At 35.1% G+C, this 20,283-nt stretch carries 7 protein-coding genes; all 7 read left to right on the forward strand.

Annotated features, from left to right (window positions below; all coding sequences use genetic code 11):
* Positions 1-29 precede the first annotated feature (29 nt).
* The 7 genes from C1X07_RS21605 to mddA all read left to right on the forward strand — a co-directional run bounded on the left by C1X07_RS21605 (position 30) and on the right by mddA (position 19,769).
* The gene (locus tag C1X07_RS21605) at positions 30-8,789 is read left to right on the forward strand and encodes a PKD-like domain-containing protein (RefSeq protein WP_103072122.1); all 8,760 of its coding nucleotides are present in this window, start codon (positions 30-32) and stop codon (positions 8,787-8,789) included.
* A 70-nt stretch (positions 8,790-8,859) separates the two neighbouring features.
* Positions 8,860-9,816 carry a PorP/SprF family type IX secretion system membrane protein gene (locus tag C1X07_RS21610; protein ID WP_103072123.1) on the forward strand — a complete coding sequence of 319 codons (957 nt, stop codon included), beginning with the start codon at positions 8,860-8,862 and terminating at the stop codon, positions 9,814-9,816.
* A 606-nt stretch (positions 9,817-10,422) separates the two neighbouring features.
* A complete protein-coding gene (locus C1X07_RS21615; protein ID WP_128755352.1) occupies positions 10,423-14,493 on the forward strand; it encodes a hybrid sensor histidine kinase/response regulator transcription factor in 4,071 nt (1,356 codons plus the stop codon).
* 126 nt (positions 14,494-14,619) lie between these two features.
* Positions 14,620-16,251, forward strand: coding sequence for a leucine-rich repeat domain-containing protein (locus C1X07_RS21620; protein ID WP_103072125.1), 1,632 nt, complete (start codon positions 14,620-14,622; stop codon positions 16,249-16,251).
* Between the two features lie 39 nt (positions 16,252-16,290).
* Positions 16,291-17,997, forward strand: a complete 1,707-nt coding sequence (locus tag C1X07_RS21625; protein ID WP_103072126.1) for a leucine-rich repeat domain-containing protein — start codon at positions 16,291-16,293, stop codon at positions 17,995-17,997.
* A gap of 179 nt (positions 17,998-18,176) precedes the next feature.
* Complete coding sequence (locus C1X07_RS21630) at positions 18,177-18,998, forward strand: sterol desaturase family protein (protein ID WP_103072127.1); 822 nt, start codon at positions 18,177-18,179, stop codon at positions 18,996-18,998.
* 33 nt (positions 18,999-19,031) lie between these two features.
* Positions 19,032-19,769 carry a methanethiol S-methyltransferase gene (gene mddA / locus C1X07_RS21635; protein WP_103072128.1) on the forward strand — a complete coding sequence of 246 codons (738 nt, stop codon included), beginning with the start codon at positions 19,032-19,034 and terminating at the stop codon, positions 19,767-19,769.
* The last annotated feature ends 514 nt before the right edge of the window (positions 19,770-20,283 follow it).

Raw genomic sequence — 20,283 nt, forward strand, 5'->3', positions numbered from 1 at the left:
AGATTTATTCACAAATATATAAGGAGAGTATGGAGAAAAAGTATGTTTTTTTAGTCTTATTACTACATCTTTCTTTTGTTTCGGTAGCTCAATTAAGTGATTTACACTATCTCCCGCCATTAAAACAGTACACCAATAATAATGCTATAGTTCAACAATCTATTTATTTATCTACACCCGAAACAACAGCCTTTGATGTGAGGGTGTATAGAGGTAATAGTGGTACCGTTTTAACCACTTTGACAGGGTTGTCAAACACAAATTCAATAAAGTATGACTTAGCAAGTGGAGATAATAATATAACTTTAGTTACCAACGCTAACACAGGAGTTGTTTTAAGTAATGGTGGTCTTCGATTTGAATCTTCGGGAGGGAAAAAGTTTTATGTAAACTATAGAGGAAGACATAGTGCTCAGGCGGCTTCACTGACCTCCAAAGGGAAAAGTGCCATGGGTACAAAGTTTAAATGGGGAGGGATACCCTTGCGATCAACAACTACTGGTGCAATGTCTGCCACTTTAGGAATCATGGCTACTGTAGATAATACTACTATAGATATTTATGGATATGACCCTGATTGTGTTTTTAGACAAGGAACTAATGCTGCTGGAATAACAAGTGATTCTGTACAAATTACTCTGAATGCTGGGCAATCCTATGTGTTAGAGGCAATATTATCCCAGGCAGCGGCAAATCTAGATGGATGGTTAGGAGCCACAATAGAATCTGACAAAGATATCGTAATCAGTAATGGAGGCTTGCTTAATATGGTATTAGCAGGGTCAGCGTCAAGAGATGCAGGGATCGATCAACCAGTGCCTGAAGATATCATTGGAAAGGATTATGTTTTTGTTAGAGGTAATGGGGTAAATGGTATGGAAATACCTATTATTATTGCTACCCAAGATAACACAGAAATTTTTGTTAACGGATCAGCAACGCCTATAGCTACTATAAATAATGGAGATTATTTTGATATACCATCATCTAACTATTCCGGAACATCGGCAGGAGCCAATATGCTGGTAACTACATCCGAAAGAGCCTATGCATACCAAGCCTTGGCTGGTTCATCATCTCAGGCTACGGGCGGGCTTAATTTTATTGCTCCGGTAAATTGTTTAATGCCTAAAGAATTAGATAATATCCCGGATATAAGAAATGTAGCTGGCAAAAATTTTACTGGAGGAGTTACAATTATAGCATCCACAACTACACTAGACGCCAATATTGTTGTTACCGATGGTACAGGTACCGTAACCCTACCTGCATCAACCCCCGTTGCCGGAAGTACAGACTGGAAAACATTCTTTGTTTCGGGATTGACAGGAGATGTATCAGTACAGTCTACAGGTCCTATATCAGTAGGATTTTTAGGAGCTAATTCGAGTGCTGGTATAGCAGGATATTTCTCTGGATTTGATACGGCTCCAGTGGTTAATTTACAGATTACAGGAGGAGGGTGCTTACCAGGAGGTACTGTAGAAGAAATTACAGGTAGCTTTGATGCGTATCAGTGGTTTATGGACGGTGTACTTGTATCGGGTGCCACCTCTTCTTCGTATACTCCTCCACCTACAGTAACCTTTGCCGAATTATTTGTAAGGGTTACACAAGGAAGTTGCACCTTTGATTCTGATCCATTAGCAGTATATGATTGTAGCCCAGATATTGTATTAAGCAAGACTGCAGATGCTGCATCCTATGAGATAGGAGATACCGTTACTTATACAATAACAGTAGAAAGTAAAGGAGTAAATCCTGTGACAAATCTTGTTGTTACGGATAATATTCCGTCTGGATTAACACTAGTGAGCGCTACTCCAGATTTTGGAAGTTGGTCAGCACCTAATTGGACAGTCGGAACTATAAATTCTGGAGAGAAATATACACTTACAATTCAAGCAACCGTAGATAGCCCAGCGGCGTTTAGTACTATTACAAATACTATTACAAATACCCAAGATCAAACAGATTCTAACAATACAGCCGATGACCCTTCTGAAACCATTACCATAGTCGCGGATAATGATGGAGACGGAATTTATGATAGTGTGGACCTGGATGATGATAATGATGGGATATTGGATACCGATGAAGGAGCATGCTCTACTCGTGAATTATGGGATTCTACTCTTGGAACAGGAAGCATAACTATTGGAGGAAAAACGGTTAACTACACAACTTCTTTAACAGGTCCAGGGTCGATTACAGGATCAAATAATACTTCCGGGCATATCACATTTAATAATGGGGGATCCGCAGCTCCTACCGTATGGACAATAACTTTTGATGAATGGGTAACTTTTGAAGCCTTTTCTAAGACTACAGGAGCATGGTTTGACAATGGCGAAACATGGATTATGAGTGCGCCGGGAGCTACGTTTACGGTTGATAATCCAGATAATTCGCTAAACTTGGCAACTGGCGTATATACGAATGAAATAACTTTTGCATCCCCTGTCCCTGGTACCAACAATAATAAATTATGGACGATAAATACAAACTATATTAAAGAACTGACAATCAGTTATCAACAACCAGCTAGCAATTCGGGAGCTATTCAGATAGCATTAAACTGTATAGATCCCGATTCTGATAATGATGGTATACAGGATAGATTAGATGTAGATTCTGACAATGATGGATGTAATGATGCTTTAGAAGCAGATGAAAATGTAGTGGCAGGCCAACTAGATGCAAACGGAAGAATTAATATTACTACGCAAGGAGGTATAGATGGTAGTGGAGTGCCTAATTTGGTCAATACAGGAGGAACAGCGGATATTGGAGGGGACCAAGGGCAAGGAGTAACTGGAAACGAAACAATAGCCACCACTATTCAGATAGATACTCAACCAACCAATTCAACTATTTGTCTAGGATTAAATACTACTTTTTCGGTAGTAGCCTCCTCTTTAAGTACGACAACATATACAGGAACACCACCAGCTACTATACCTGATTATAGTGGAAGCTTGGCAACAACAGCGGGTTTGGTGTATCAATGGCAGGAACAGGTAGCAGGAGCAGGTGCTTGGAGTGACCTAAGTAATGGAGGAGTATATAGCAATACCACAACAGCTACCTTAACACTAACTAATCCACCTGAAAGTGCATCGACAAACAAATACAGGTTAATAATAACGAGCACAAACAATGTGTGTAGTAATGTTACAAGTTCAGAAGTGGCATTAGTAATTAATCCAGTTCCTACAGTAGCTACACCACCTACGGAGACTATATGCAGTGATGTTGCTTTAAACCATGACCTAACCGCGGATGTAAGTTCAGCGGGTACTACATTTAGTTGGCTAGCGGCAGATAATAGCAATGTTACTGGTGAGACGACTAGTGCATCAACGGCTAGCTCTATTACCGATACGCTTATTAATACAAGTGGCTCGGTACAAACGGTGATTTATACGATTACCCCAACAGGATCTAATGGCTGTGTTGGTGATGCATATACCTATACAGTGACAGTGAATCCGCAACCACTTATTACTTCAGTAACAACAAATACAGATATTTGTGAGGGAGAAGATGCTATTTTTACTATTGCTGGCTCTCCTTCTGCGGTATTAACTTATAATTTGGATGGAAATCCAAATCAAACAATAACACTGGATGCATTAGGAGATGCTGTAGTAACAAAATCGTCAACGACAATTAATTCTACTATAAATCTAGTGTCGATAGAGTATAGTGCTACGAGTTGCTCTACCTCCTTGTCAAATTCTGAAACGGTTATAGTAAATAGTTACCCTACATTAACAACAGCAACAGATATAATGGAATGCGCTTCAATGCCTCTACAAACTCTAGATGCAAACAATGGGATTACCTACGGGGCTAATATTTCTATTCAATGGTTTGATGCTTTAAGTGGGGGTAATGTCGTTGCCAACCCAACTCATAATGTAATTGGGTCAATATCTTATTATGCAGAAATTACGAATACAACCACATCTTGTGTAAACCCTACAAGACAAGAAATAGAATTAACATTAGTAGAACCTCCGTTTCCTGATTTTACAGAAACAGTTTGTTCTGATGAGGCATTGAATGTTAGTATGTCTACATTCTCATCTTCGTATACTGTATCTTCTTCTGATCCAACAAATGTACCTCCTGGACCTGATAGAGTAACTCCAATATCAGCAAATATTACGGATACATATACAAATACTACTGGGGTTCCTGTAACGATAACGTATACAGTTACAATTGACTCTCCAGTCGCTTGTCAAGGAGAAGTTTTTGAAGTTATTGTAACGGTTAATCCAGAGCCTTCTGTTGCTACTGCACCTACTGATACGGTGTGTAGTGATGTTGCTTTAAACCATGATTTGACTTCTGATGTTGATTTAGCAGGAAGTAGCTTTAGCTGGCAAGCCGCAGATAATGTAAATGTTACAGGAGAGACGATAACCGCATCTGCCACTACTTCTATTACAGACGTACTGACTAATACCAGTGGTTCGGTACAAACGGTGATTTATACAATTACTCCAACAGGATCTAATGGATGTGTTGGAGATGTATATACCTATACCGTAACAGTTAATCCAGAACCTTCTGTTGCTACTGCACCTACCGATACAGTGTGTAGTGATGTTGCATTAAACCATGATTTGACCTCTGATGTTGATTTAGCAGGAAGCACCTTTAGCTGGCAAGCCGCAGATAATGTAAATGTTACAGGAGAGACGATAACCGCATCTGCCACTACTTCTATTACAGACGTACTGACTAATACCAGTGGTTCGGTACAAACGGTGATTTATACAATTACACCAACAGGTTCTAATGGATGTGTTGGAGATGCATATACCTATACAGTGACGGTTAATCCCGAGCCTTCTGTTGCTACTGCGCCCACTGATACAGTGTGTAGTGATGTTGCATTAAACCACGATTTGACTTCTGATGTTGATTTGACAGGTAGTACCTTTAGTTGGCAAGCCGCAGATAATGTAAATGTTACAGGAGAGACGACTAGTGCTGCTACTGCTACCTCTATTACAGATGTCCTTACTAATACCAGTGGTTCAGTACAAACAGTAATTTATACGATTACGCCAACAGGTTCTAATGGATGTGTTGGAGATGCCTATACCTATACAGTGACAGTTAATCCAGAGCCTTCAGTAGCTACTGCACCTACTGATACAGTGTGTAGTGATGTTGCATTAAACCACGATTTGACTTCTGATGTTGATTTAGCAGGAAGCACCTTTAGCTGGCAAGCCGCAGATAATGTAAATGTTACAGGAGAGACGACCAGTGCAGCTACGACTACTTCGATTACCGATGTACTGACTAATACCAGTGGTTCGGTACAAACGGTGATTTATACGATTACACCAACAGGTTCTAATGGATGTGTTGGAGATGCATATACCTATACAGTGACGGTTAATCCCGAGCCTTCTGTTGCTACTGCGCCCACTGATACAGTATGTAGTGATGTTGCATTAAACCACGATTTGACCTCTGATGTTGATTTAGCAGGGAGTACCTTTAGCTGGCAAGCCGCAGATAATGCAAATGTTACAGGCGAGACCACTAGTGCTACTACGACGACTTCTATTACCGATGTACTGACTAATACCAGTGGTTCGGTACAAACGGTAATTTATACGATTACTCCAACAGGATCTAATGGATGTGTTGGCGATGCGTATACCTATACAGTGACAGTTAATCCAGAACCTTCAGTAGCTACTGCACCTACCGATACGGTGTGTAGTGATGTTGCATTAAACCACGATTTGACTTCTGATGTTGATTTAGCAGGGAGTACTTTTAGCTGGCAAGCCGCAGACAATGTAAATATTACAGGCGAGACGACCAGTGCTACTACAACTACTTCGATTACAGATGTACTGACTAACACCAGTGGTTCAGTACAAACGGTGATTTATACAATTACACCAACAGGATCTAATGGATGTGTTGGCGATGCGTATACCTATACCGTGACAGTTAATCCAGAACCTTCAGTAGCTACTGCACCTACCGATACGGTGTGTAGTGATGTTGCATTAAACCACGATTTGACTTCTGATGTTGATTTAGCAGGGAGTACTTTTAGCTGGCAAGCCGCAGACAATGTAAATATTACAGGCGAGACGACCAGTGCAGCTACGACTACTTCGATTACCGATGTACTGACTAATACCAGTGGTTCGGTACAAACGGTGATTTATACGATTACGCCAACAGGATCTAATGGATGTGTTGGAGATGCATATACCTATACCGTAACAGTTAATCCAGAACCTTCAGTAGCTACTGCACCTACCGATACAGTGTGTAGTGATGTTGCATTAAACCATGATTTGACTTCTGATGTTGATTTAGCAGGGAGTAGCTTTAGCTGGCAAGCCGCAGATAATGTAAATGTTACAGGAGAGACGACTAGTGCTGCTACTGCTACTTCTATTACGGATGTACTGACTAATACCAGTGGTTCAGTACAAACAGTAATTTATACGATTACGCCAACAGGTTCCAATGGATGTGTTGGAGATGCATATACCTATACCGTAACAGTTAATCCAGAACCTTCAGTAGCTACTGCACCTACCGATACAGTGTGTAGTGATGTTGCATTAAACCATGATTTGACCTCTGATGTTGATTTAGGTGGTACTACCTTTACCTGGCAAGCCACAGATAATGCAAATGTTACAGGGGAGACAATCAGTGCTACTACGACTACTTCGATTACCGATGTACTGACTAATACCAGTGGTTCAGTACAAACGGTGATTTATACGATTACGCCAACAGGATCCAATGGATGTGTTGGAGATGCATATACCTATACTGTGGTAGTACTTCCTTCTCCTGAATTAATCATTACTAAAGAATCATTAGTTCCCTCAGATGGGGCGTATGATACGGTAGGAGAAGAGATTATGTATGAAATTATTGTTAGCAACCCAAGAGAGGTAGATCTTAATTCTATAGTAGTTACAGATGCTAATGCAGAATTTATTAGCTCTCCGAATATTCCAGTTTTGACAGCATATAGCTCGATTACGTTAATGGCGAGGCATACTATTACTCAATCTGATTTGGATAACGGTACTGTGACTAATACGGCAACTGTTGAAGGTCAAGATCCTTGTGGAATAATTGCAACAGATACGTCTGATGACCCTAATACAACCGCACCCAATGACCCAACGGTTACACAATTAAGTCAAAAACCATCATTAAGTCTTTTAAAGTCTTCTGATGTTGCTCCAGATGGATTATGGGACGAATTGGGAGAAATCATTACGTATTCTTTAGAGTTGACAAATACAGGAAATGTTACCCTCACCAATGTAGTGATTACTGATTCAAATGCTGATGCAGGAAGTATTTCACCTTCAAATATTGTGAGCATAGCTCCTGATGAAACTATATCTATAGTAGCAGCACATACTATTACTCAATCTGATTTGGATAATGGAAGTGTTAGTAATACTGCTAGTGTACAGGCACAAGATCCTAATGGAGGTTCAGTGACAGATATTTCTGATGACCCTAATAACTCTGAAGATAATGATGCAGATGGTGATGGTGATCCAGATGATATAACAATTACACATACTCCTCAGCAAGGCTCATTAGATATAACGAAAGAAGTTAATGAAACTACCTATATGAACATAGGAGATGTAATTAGTTATACAATTGAAGTTACCAATACGGGAAATGTTACATTGTTTGACGTTACGGTTATAGACCCAATAGTCAATTTTACTAGTTCTAATATGATATCTGCCTTAGCACCAAATGAATCAGTCATTATAGGAGCTGAGCATATTGTTGATCAGCAAGATATAATAAATGAAATGGTAGTTAATACGGCCGTTGTAAATGCTCTTCTTCCTGATTTGACCTCTTCTATTTCTGAAGATTCTGATGATCCAAATGATTTTTCTAATGTAGATACCGATGGAGATGGTGATTTTGATGACCCAACCGTTGTTTATTTGGATATAGATGGAGATGGAATAATAAACCTTGATGATCTAGATGATGATAATGATGGCATTACTGATATTGAAGAGCAAAATGAAGACCCAAATTTGGATACTGATGATGATGGAATTATAGATCGTTTAGATTTGGATGCAGATGGAGATGGCGTTCTAGATGTGTATGAGTCTGGTGCAAACCTTGAAGGATTAACTGTTTCTAATGAAGGAAGAATAGAAGGTAATGTAGGAACTGATGGAATCCCTGATGGGGTGCAAAATACAGGAGAAATTAATGACGGAACGGTTAATTATTCAATACAAGACACTGATGGTGATGGTATAGATGATTTTCAGGATATAGATGATGATAACGATGGTATTTTAACTGCTGATGAAAATCCAGATCCAAATGATGATGGAAATCCAGATGATGCTTTTGATACCGACGGGAATGGTATCCCAGATTATTTAGAACCAAATGTTCCTACCGACGGAGGAGAAGATGGTATTACAATCTTTACAGGAATGTCTCCTAATGGGGATGGTGTAAATGATGTACTTGTAATTAGTGGAATAGAAGGGCTGGAGAATACTTTAGAGATCTATAACCGATGGGGGGTTAAGGTGTTTGGAGCCAAAAATTATGGAAGAAATAATAATTTCTTTAGCGGGATTTCAGTAGGTAGAAGTACTGTAGAGGATACTGATCAATTACCCGTTGGAACCTATTATTATGTACTTGAATATGTTCTAGAATCAGGAGAACAAAAAAGTAGAGTAGGTTATATCTATATCAATAGATAATCAAACCCACTATAAACCTAATATGTAAATATAGGTCTGTGGGGCTAACTAAAATATTAAAATAGAGTGTATGAAAAACATATATCCGCGAATTGTGATTATATTATTGAGTTTTACATTTAATCCTAGTTATGGTCAACAAGATGCTCAATACACTCAGTATATGTATAATACCGTTAGTGTTAACCCTGCCTATGCAGGCAGTAGAGGTGTTCTAAGCATTATGGGGCTTCACCGCAGCCAATGGGTTGGTTTGGATGGTGCTCCTCGTACTCAAACCTTAACGCTCAATACTCCTCTTGGAGGAAGTGAACGTTTAGGTCTAGGAGTATCTATCGTTAATGATGAGATAGGTCCAACCGATGAGACCTATTTTGATATTGATTTTTCATACACCATTCCTACCTCAGAGCAAGGTAAATTAAGTTTGGGGATCAAGGCAGGAGGACATCTATTGAATGTTGATTTTCAGAAGTTATCGCAATTTAATGGTAATGATGCTTTATTCGAGAATAATATTGATAATAAGTTTAGTCCTAATGTTGGAGTAGGAGTGTATTATCATACCCATAAATTTTACTTTGGTTTGAGTGCTCCAAATCTTTTGGAGACTGATCATTTTGATGAGAGTACGACCAATAGTAGTAGTGAGGCTGTCAGCTTTCTGGCAGAAGAGCGTATTAATTATTACCTAATTTCGGGATATGTTTTTGATTTGAGTGATGATATTAAGTTTAAGCCAGCTGTTTTGAGCAAGTTGGTTTTTGGAGCACCCTTACAGGTAGATTTATCGGCTAATTTTTTGTTATATGATCGATTGACCTTAGGTGTGGCTTATCGTTGGAGTGCAGCTGCCAGTGCTATGGTTGGTTTTCAGATCTCAGATTCTTTGATGATTGGACTTGCTTATGATAGAGAAGTAACCCAGTTGGGACAAACTCAGTTTAATGATGGTAGTTATGAAGTGATGTTACGTTTTGAGCTCTTTAAAAAATACAATAGAATGTTAACTCCGCGTTTCTTTTAACGAGGTGTTCGTTAAAACTAAATATGGTGTTTTTCTAGATAGTTTTATTGTATTACAATGAATTCACTTCTTCTGTTGTGTTGATGTTGTTGATCACTACAAGGGGTATTATTATCACAATCATTTATCAGTTCAGTTTCTCATATCCTCTACCGGTAACTCTGGATTTTTCAATTTCGCCTTTTTGAATAATATCTTGTATAGCCCTTTTAGTTTTTCTCTGGCCATGAATACATATTATAGTCTTCACCTGATTTGATATGGGTATGTGATGGCACATCAATTTTTAGATTAGGATATTGCTTTTAGTGCTGCAATAATTTTTTGTAATTCTACTTTTATCCGTAATCTTGTATTTAGAAGTCTGTCTTTCTAAGATTATATTGATCATATAAACATGAAATTAATGTATCTGTTTTAAAGAAAAGTAGTTTGCCAAAGAGCTAAAAATATTTGGTTAACTTTAATCCGAATGTATTAACATATAATTTCTCCCAAGAATTAAAAGTAAACACTCCAAAATATCTCTTATGTATTAAAGGAAGTTGAAATTATAAATACGTCGTTTTCATACTAATTAATAATCAATAAATTCTTAGATACATTTTGAGAAAGACTGGATACAAAAAGAATATTATTAAGAAAACACCTATCTACACTGTTTTATTATTGTTGTTTTTAAATCTAAGCTTTTATGTCGCTAGCTCTCAAGAAAAAAGCGAGTATATAGATAGTACTCCTCAAGAAATATGGAATTCTGGGCTTCCTTATATCGAAAATTACACTTCTGGAGATTATAAAAGTAGCCCTCAAAATTGGGCATTTACAGAAAGAAACGATGGATTCTTGTATATAGGTAATACCAAAGGAATTATTCAATATGATGGGAATTCGTGGAATACAATAGAACTTAAGAACAAAAGCATAGTTAGATCTCTTGCTGCAACAGATAAAGGAGAAATCTTTGTAGGGGGAGTAGGTGAATTAGGTTATCTCGCACCAGATAAAGTGGGTCAAATGAATTTTTATTCATTAAAATCTTTTTTGAATATTGGCAATCAGGATTTTGGTGATATATGGGCGACGGTTACCTTAGGGGAACTTGCTTTTTTTTCCTGCAGTAAATATCTTTTTAGGTGGAATGGAAAAAAGTTTGATGTTTGGAAGCCAAAAGAAAACTTTGGAAATATTTTTGAAGTTAATTCTACATTGTATATCGAAAGTAAGGGAGTAGGGTTACATAAAATAGAAAAAGATTCTATACGCTTGGTGCCTGGAGGAGAATTTCTAAAGGGTGCAAAAGGTAAAATTGATGTGATGCTTCCTTACCAAAATGATAAAATTTTAATTGCTCATTCCTATTTGGGGCTTCTACTATATGATGGTGAACATATAACTTCAATTAGCCATAGAAACAACAATTTGTTTCAGAAAAATCGAATTTATAAAGGAGTAATTTTATCCAATGGGGATTATGCAATGGCAACATTAACCTCGGGGGTATATGTTATTGATGGTAAAACGGGAAAAGTAAAAAAGAGATTTGGAAAAAAACATGGATTAATTAGTGATGTATTATATAGCGTCTATGAAGATCATAGTGGGAATATATGGGTGGGTAGTGATAATGGGATATCTATGATAGATTGGACATCTCCTTTTAGAATATTTAATGAATTAGGAGGATTAAAAGAGAGAATACGGTCGCTAAAATATCATAATAACAGATTTTTGGTGGGCAGTAAAGGAATGTATCAATTGGTAAAGAGTGATTCATATATCGAAAGTAATGAGCTTACTTTTAGAAAAATAGAAGGGATCGAAACTAATATTAGATATATCGTTCCTGTGAACAATGATATACTTGCTTTAGATTCTGAGTATATATATAAAATTGATGGTTCGGGCAAGGCACAACTTATTAAAAAACAAGACTGGACTTTAACTTCGGTTGTAAAATCTACTGTCGACAGTACCAAAATTTATGTAGGTACAATAGATGGTAAACTATTAGAGTGTAGATTATCAGAAAATCAATGGCATGTAAATCCTCTTCTGCAAATAGATGCTGGAATACATGGTATTGTTGAAGAACCAAAAGGGAACCTTTGGCTTGAAACTTATTATAAAGGCTTGTATTATGCCCAAAAACAATCTGGGAAACAAGATAAGCATATTAAGTTCGAGCTTAAAAAATATGATACCTTATTAGGGCTTCCTTCAATGACCTATAATTTCCCTTATCAATTTGAAGATAAAGTATATGTTACAACTCAGGATGGTATGTATTGTTTTAATCAGGCAGACCAAAACTTTGTAAAAGATACAGTATTGATGAAACAATATGATAAGACTGTAGATGCATTTGGTTTTATGGGACTTGATAAGGATGGGAATATATGGCAAACCGTTAAATCCGGTTTCGAAAACAAAATCTATAAACTTTCTGAAAATAAATTATCTGAACTACAAGAATATAATGTCTTCAATGATTTTGAAACATATAGTATAGAATTTATGGATGATATTATTCTCTTTATAGGACCTAAGGGGATTTTGGGATATAATAAAAATAGTAAAAGGATCCCTAATAAGAATCTTACGACCAAATTAAGAAAGGTATGGGTTAATAACGATTCTTTGGTTTACGCAGGTGTAAATGCCCCAAAAAGTAAGAATGATAGTTTTGAAATTCCTTTTGTAAATAACAGCTTGAAGTTTGAGTACACTTTACCTTTTTTTAGTAAACCAAAAAATAATGTATATCAGTATTTGTTGGAAGGTTTTGATAAGGATTGGTCGACTTGGTCTGCTGAAACAAAAAAAGACTACACTAACCTACCAGCAGGAGGTTATACTTTTAAAGTACGTTCTAAAAATATATTTAATCAAATCGCTGAAGAAGATAGTTTTACATTTGTCATTATACCACCATGGTATCAAAGTTGGTTGGCATATTTGTTTTATAGTTTTGGAGCTATTGCTATTTTGATTTTATTTTCTAAATGGAGATCCCGAGAATTAAAGAAGAAAAATATAGTTTTAGAAGAAGTTATTAAAGAACGTACTCTCGAAATAAGCTATAAAAATGAATTACTTGGTCAACAAACCGAGAAACTTATAGAGATGGGTAATGCCAAAACTAAGTTATACTCCAACATTACACATGAGTTTAGAACACCCCTTACCGTAATTCTTGGTATGACAGATTCACTTCGGTTAAGTGTAGAGAATCAAAGTTTTGATGGTGCCGAAAAATCTTTAGAAATGATTCATCGTAATGGTGAGAACTTGCTCCATTTGGTGAATGAAATGTTAGATCTAGCTAAGTCTGAAAGTGGAAATATGGAGTTAAAACTTATTCATACAGACGTAGTTCCCTTAGTAAAATATCTTAGTGAAAGTTTTCATTCTCTTGCAGAAGAAAACCAAATAAACTTAATAGTCTACTCAGAAATAGACGAATTAGTAATGGATCTTGATCTTACAAAATTAACATCAATCCTATCCAATATTTTATCCAATGCAATAAAATTTACTCCTCCTCTAGGTAACGTAATTGTACATGTTAATACTGTTGTTCAAGAAAAGGAAGAATGTTTATTAATTAAAGTTAAGGATGATGGGAAGGGTATTGCTGAAAAAGAACTGCCTAATGTTTTTAATAGGTTTTATCAAACAGAAGAGTCTTCTATACAAAATGGAGGAACAGGTATTGGTCTAGCATTAACAAAAGAACTTGTTGAACTAATGAATGGTACTATAAGTGTTAAAAGTAAACTGGAAACGGGAAGTGAGTTCAGTATTATGATCCCTGTAACTAGAAAAGCTCCAATTAAAAAAGACATTTCAACGCCCGTTAGATCACATGTTTCGGATGCAGATTCTATACCAAAAGAAGTAGATCAAATACAAATTAATGACCCAGAACTACCATTGGTTCTTATTATAGAAGATAATTTGGATGTTGCACATTATTTAAAAATATGCCTTAAAGAAACATATACTACCATACATGCCGTAAATGGTATTCAGGGAATAGAATTTGCATTAGAAAGAGTCCCCGACATTATTATTTGCGATGTGATGATGCCTGGTAAAAATGGTTTTGAAGTATGCGCAACCTTGAAATCTGATGAGCGTACAGATCATATTCCTATTATAATGCTAACGGCCAAAGTAACTCAGGAAGATAGAATTAGAGGGTTGTCTCATGGAGCCGATGCTTATTTGCCAAAACCTTTTAATAAAAAGGAGTTATTTATACGATTGAATCAACTCGTTTTAGTACGAAAAAAATTAATAGAAAAAATCCAAAATAATGGATTTTACCAATTTTTGAATAAAAGTTCAGAGAAACCAGAAGCAAAGTTTCTTGAGAAGATAATTAAAATAATTCATGAAGAAATGGATAATTCTAATTTTGGTCCTAGTGAGCTTGCAAAAAATGTACATTTAAGCGAATCTCAGGTTTATCGAAAATTGAAAGCCATTACAGATAAATCTACAGCAGTTTTTATAAGGTCAATACGCCTTCAAAAAGCTAAAGAATTAATCATAACTACAGATAAAACAATATCTGAAATTGCATACGATGTAGGGTTTAATGATCCCTCTTGGTTTAGTCGTGCATTTAAAGAAGAATTTGGGGCTTCTCCTAGCGATCTTGATAAATAGCTTATTTTCAAATACTTAATTGTTGTTTTTTTAGTGATATGCATAAATACTCCAAAGAAATGAAAAAATAGTGCAAGCCTTTTTCATAGATAAAATAGTCCTTTGACTCTATAATTAAATAGTGTCATGAAAACTACCAATGTATCTAAGAATAACGTTTTTAAAATAAGTTCAATTATTCTTTTATTAGCCATCTTTTTTAGTACTGGCTGTAGAAAGGATGATGATAATACTCCAGAGGTTAAAAGTTCTGAAAAGGAACTAATAAGTTTTAAGTTTTTGTCTGCTAATAATTCGGTGTTGTCTACAAATGTAATAGCAAGTATAGACAACACAGCCAAAACCGTTATTGCAACATTACCAATTGATACTCCTTTGGCTGCATTGACACCAACGATTGAAGTATCTACAAAGGCTAGTTTTAATCCAGTAGGAGAGCAAGATTTTACCAACTCTCTAACGTTTACTATTGTTGCAGAGGATAGATCAACAAGTAATTATTCGGTAACTATCACTCGTGAGTTGAGTGAAAAAGGAATCCTACAGCTTATTGTAGAAGCTAATCCTGATAACACTTTGGGTTGGGATCTACAAAACACTACCGATTTAAATAATTTAAATGGGGTAACTCTGAATGCTCAAGGTAACATTAGTGAATTAGACCTACCTAATAAAAATCTTGATGAATTACCTCTAGAAATTGGGCAATTAACGAGTTTAGAAGTTTTGCTATTAGGGGAGAACAATCTTAGTGTGCTGCCAAAAGAAATTGGTTTATTATCAAGTTTGAAAGTATTGAGCTTATCAGTAAATCAATTTACCTCTTTACCCGATGAAATATCGCAGTTAACGGATTTAGAAGAACTATATTTAAATAGTAACCAATTTAGAGCACTACCATCAGAAATAGGAGCATTGACTAAGCTCATAATTCTCTCAATTAATAGTAACCAACTTAGTTCAATACCAAAAGAAATTGGAGGGTTAAGTAGTCTAATTGATTTGAATTTAAATATAAACCAACTTGAAAGTATTCCTTCAGAAATTGGTCAATTGAATAATCTAGAGCGCTTGATTTTAAAGAATAATCTACTAACGACCTTACCCCAAGAGATAGGTCTATTAACGAATTTAAGTGTTCTTAATTTAGGTGATAATCAACTGAATTCTATTCCAGCTGAATTAGGATTTCTTGTCAACCTAAACTTCTTAGACATTACAAACAACAATTTAACAGCCGTTCCTCGGTGTCTTCGATTTTTGGAGTTATTCACGGTACCAAGCATGGATTTCTTACATGATCTTATTACGTTTCAATCTACTTCTCAAAAAGATGCACTTATTAGCATCTATAGTGCCAATCCTGATAATACTTTAGAGTGGGGAGTCGATAATTTTCCTGATGTTGATTTTGATGCAAATGATAACCCAACAGGTTTGCGTATAAGTAACAAAAACCTTACTCGATTGCCAGATTTTATAGGAGTACTCACTTCATTGGATATCATCCTCGCAAATAATAATAACATAGAAGATATTCCAACATCTTTGGGAGATGTAAATGCGTTAGTAGTTCTAGAATTTGGGAATAATAAATTAGTGACAGTACCATCAGAGCTAGGTCAATTAAGCAATTTGCAGCTATTAAATTTAACCAATAATCCGTTAATAAACATACCTACACAAGTCTGTGATCTGCAAACGTCAAATGGAGGCATACTTACAATAATCTCTGATGCAGGAGAGGGATGTAACTAATAAAACAGTAGTCATTCATTCTTTTAATATATAAAAATCATGAAAATATATATCCATAATAATCTGTATATAGTCATTTACCTCTTAATGACTTTTTGTATCATAAGTTGTAGTAAAGATGACGAGCCAGTACCTGCCGAAATTTTAAAAAGCAATGCCAAACAAATTACAAGTTTTGTGTTTCTGCTTACTGATAACCCTATCAATGTAAATGTAGTAGCTACTATAGATGAAGAAAACAAAACCATAGTAGCGACTATGCCTGTAGGGACAGATGTTACCGGATTATTACCAGAAATTAAAACATCTACTTTGGCTACAGTAAATCCTGATACAGCAAAGGATTTTACAAATCCTGTAGAATATATAGTAACTGCCGAAGATGGTAGTGAAGCAATATATACAGTAACTATAAATGTATTATTAAGTCAGCGGCAAGTTTTACAAGCTATTTTGGATGCCAATCCCGCAAGTTCCTTAGATTGGGATCTCCAGACTACAACTGATTTGGGTGATCTGAATGGCGTTGTTACAAATACCGAAAGCGAAATTATCGAATTATCAATAAATTCTAGCAATATCTCGGAACTCCCACCTGAAATAGGATTCTTGAAAAAGTTGAATTTTTTGGATGTATCTAGTAATACTATTACTGTTTTACCTAATGAAATGACACTTCTGAGTAATTTATCCGAGTTAAGGTTAAGGAGGAACCATATTGAAGCACTTCCTTTGGAAATAGGGAAACTTGCCAAGTTAGAGAAACTAAATATTTCACAAAATAAATTGACACTCTTATCACCAGAAATAGGAAAATTAAACAAGTTAACCATGTTAAATGCAGGTAATAATTCACTTACCATTTTGCCTAATGAAATAGGTCAACTAATTAATTTGGAGGAACTTTATTTAGAAGATAATATACTTACTTCATTCCCTGAGGAATTTGGGCAACTTACCAATATATCAAAACTAAGAATAGGCGGAGATACCTTTTCTGCTTTTCCTCTAGAAATATTGCAATTGACAAAATTAGAAGAGTTGGGTATATATGCTACTCGAATTAACGCTCTTCCACCAGAAATAGGTACGCTAAGCAATTTAACTAGTTTAGAATTAATAGGTAATGAACAATTAACGGCGATCCCCCCAGAAATTGGATTTCTTTCTAGTTTAAAAAAACTATCATATTATGATTTATTTGAAATCTCCACGTTACCACAATCTGTATGTAATCTTATTACCTATAATGGCTTAGGAATTTTTTACTCCCCTATTCCAGGATCTGAATATCATTATTGTGAAACTGTTTCCCCAAAAGATGTCCTTATTAGTATATATACTGCCAATCCAGGTAATACCTTGGAATGGAGTGTAGATAATTATCCAGAGGTCACTTTTCATACAAATGGTAATCCAAAAACTATAACCATGAATAACAAAAGTATCACTCGAATCCCCGATAATATTGATCAACTCACAGGATTAGAAAGCTTAAATGTAAACAGCAATAATCTAGAGGTCATTCCCTCATCCATAGGTAATATGAATACTTTAGGGGCTTTAACATTGGCCAATAATCAATTAAGTACTGTGCCATCTGAGTTGGGGCAGTTAACAGGTTTGGCGCTATTAAGTTTAACAAATAATCCGATATCCAGTATCCCTGCAGAAGTCTGTGATTTGCAAACATCAAACGGAGGAATACTTACAATCCTAACGGATTCTGGAGAAGGATGTAACTAGCGTTTTGGTTTGTTAATGCAGCCGATAATAAAATAAGTAATACAAACTATTATCTCGATATTAGGTTAAATATGTTATATAATCAGAAGGGAATAAGATAATTAGATTTAGATAAATATTCCTCAATATAGAACAAGGATATCCATGTTGAATTCATGGACTCACTAAAATTAATTTTTATGGATACACTCAATCAAATAGTAAGCATTAACCCAAATTATATCGTTATTGGATTACTAGTAATTTTCTTTTCACTAGAACAGCTAATGAAAAACCCATTTCGGTTTAAAAACCGATTAGAACACCTTTTTCAGAACATATTGTTTCAGATAACCCTTGTGATCCTGAATATATTCTTCGTTACTTTTCAGGTTTATTGTATAGAGTGGGTAAACAACAATGAGATAGGTATTTTATATTTTATTGAATTACCTTTTTGGAGCAAACTTTTTATTGCGGTAGCACTATATGACCTAACGGCGTACTGGATACATAGAGCAACACATCGTATCCCTCTTTTATGGAGATTTCATAGGGTACATCATAGTGATACATCTATGGATTCCTCGACCATATTTAGGTTTCATCCAATCGAGTTAATACTAGTCTTTGGGGTGGGAAATATACTTACAGCTATAATTTTTGGGACAGATGTACTTGCTATGGCAGTATATTATTTGATTCTCTACATATTTTTCTTTTTTGAACATTCAAATCTTAAATACCCAAGTTGGTTAAATACTACAATAGGATTAGTCTTTGTAACTCCAGATCAACATCGAGTTCACCATCAACAAGATCAATATTATACAGACTCTAATTATGCAGATATTTTTATCATATGGGATCGGTTATTTAGAACTTTTAAAAAATTACCATTAGAAGGAATAAAATATGGATTGAAAGAATTTGAAGAAGACAGAAAACAACAGTTTTTGTTTCTAATAAAAAGCCCTTTTATAAAAATTAAAAGAAACATATCTGAACAAAAAAATAAATAGCGAAAACTTTAATTAATCTTTAAAATCAATAAAATGAAAAAAATACTTATCATCTTATATGGAGGTATATCCTATCTCGTTTTTTTAATTGCTTTTATATACGCAATTGGTTTTGTGGGCAATCGATTTGTCCCCAAATCAATTGATTCAGGTTTTGAAAGATCTCCAATAATATCTGTTCTCATAAACCTGGGATTGTTAAGTTTATTTGCTATTCAGCACAGTATAATGGCTCGCCCAGCTTTCAAAAAATGGTTTTCCAATTATATTAATCCAGCTATTGAACGAAGTACGTATGTTTTACTTTCGAGCCTTTTACTGTTGCTAATATATTGGAAATGGCAACCAATAATGACTGTTGTTTGGGAAACAGAAAATATAATATCCATAATGTTAACCGTTATTTTCTTTTTAGGTTGGTTAATTGTATTTCTTTCTACTTTTATGATCAATCATTTTGAACTTTTTGGGCTTACCCAGATTTATGAAAACTTTAAAGACAGAGAACTAAGCTATCCTAAATTTCAAGTAAACCTGTTTTATAAAATTGTTAGACATCCAATAATGCTTGGGTTTGTTATTGCTTTTTGGGCTACTCCAACAATGACTCTTGGTCATCTGTTATTTACTGTGGTTACAACATTTTATATTTTTGTCGCTGTAAAATTTTTGGAAGAAAAAGATTTAAAAGAAATAATAGGGAAAGATTATGAAGAGTATCAAAAAAAGGTTCCAATGATTATACCTTCTATAAAAAAGAGAAGAAGTTAAAACAGAAAACTAAGAATCTTTTTTTGGTTAGAGGTCGTCTATTTAATAAATACTACCTTATTTAAGAGATAAAGTAATTCATGACCTTGTAAAGATAGACCCTTATAGACGATCTTTGTTTTTGAAAAAAAAAGAACACTTTATTCTATTACAGAAAGAATAAATACCTTGCACTTAACTATATATATGTATTCATTCTTGTAATATATAGAGTAGTTTTCTTTTCTTATATTGTAATTAGCCGTAATCTATATTTGCTAAAAAACTACTTCAATTAGGCTACAACCTGTCTCTACAATCGAATGTCAAATCTAGTTGTAAAATTTACTAGTGTTTCTACTCGCCGATTTTGTAGTGTTTTTACGTTTTAATTTACAGATAATCAACATATAAGAGAGAAATAGAGATGACGATTTTCTGTTTTATGGAATTGCCATAAAAACAATGCGTTTTTAACACCTTAGTTTTCAATTGTTTATGTTTATTTTTATTCAACTGTTAAAAAAATTAACTA

Source organism: Aquimarina sediminis (genome assembly GCF_002895435.1).
Taxonomy (GTDB): Bacteria; Bacteroidota; Bacteroidia; order Flavobacteriales; family Flavobacteriaceae; genus Aquimarina; species Aquimarina sediminis.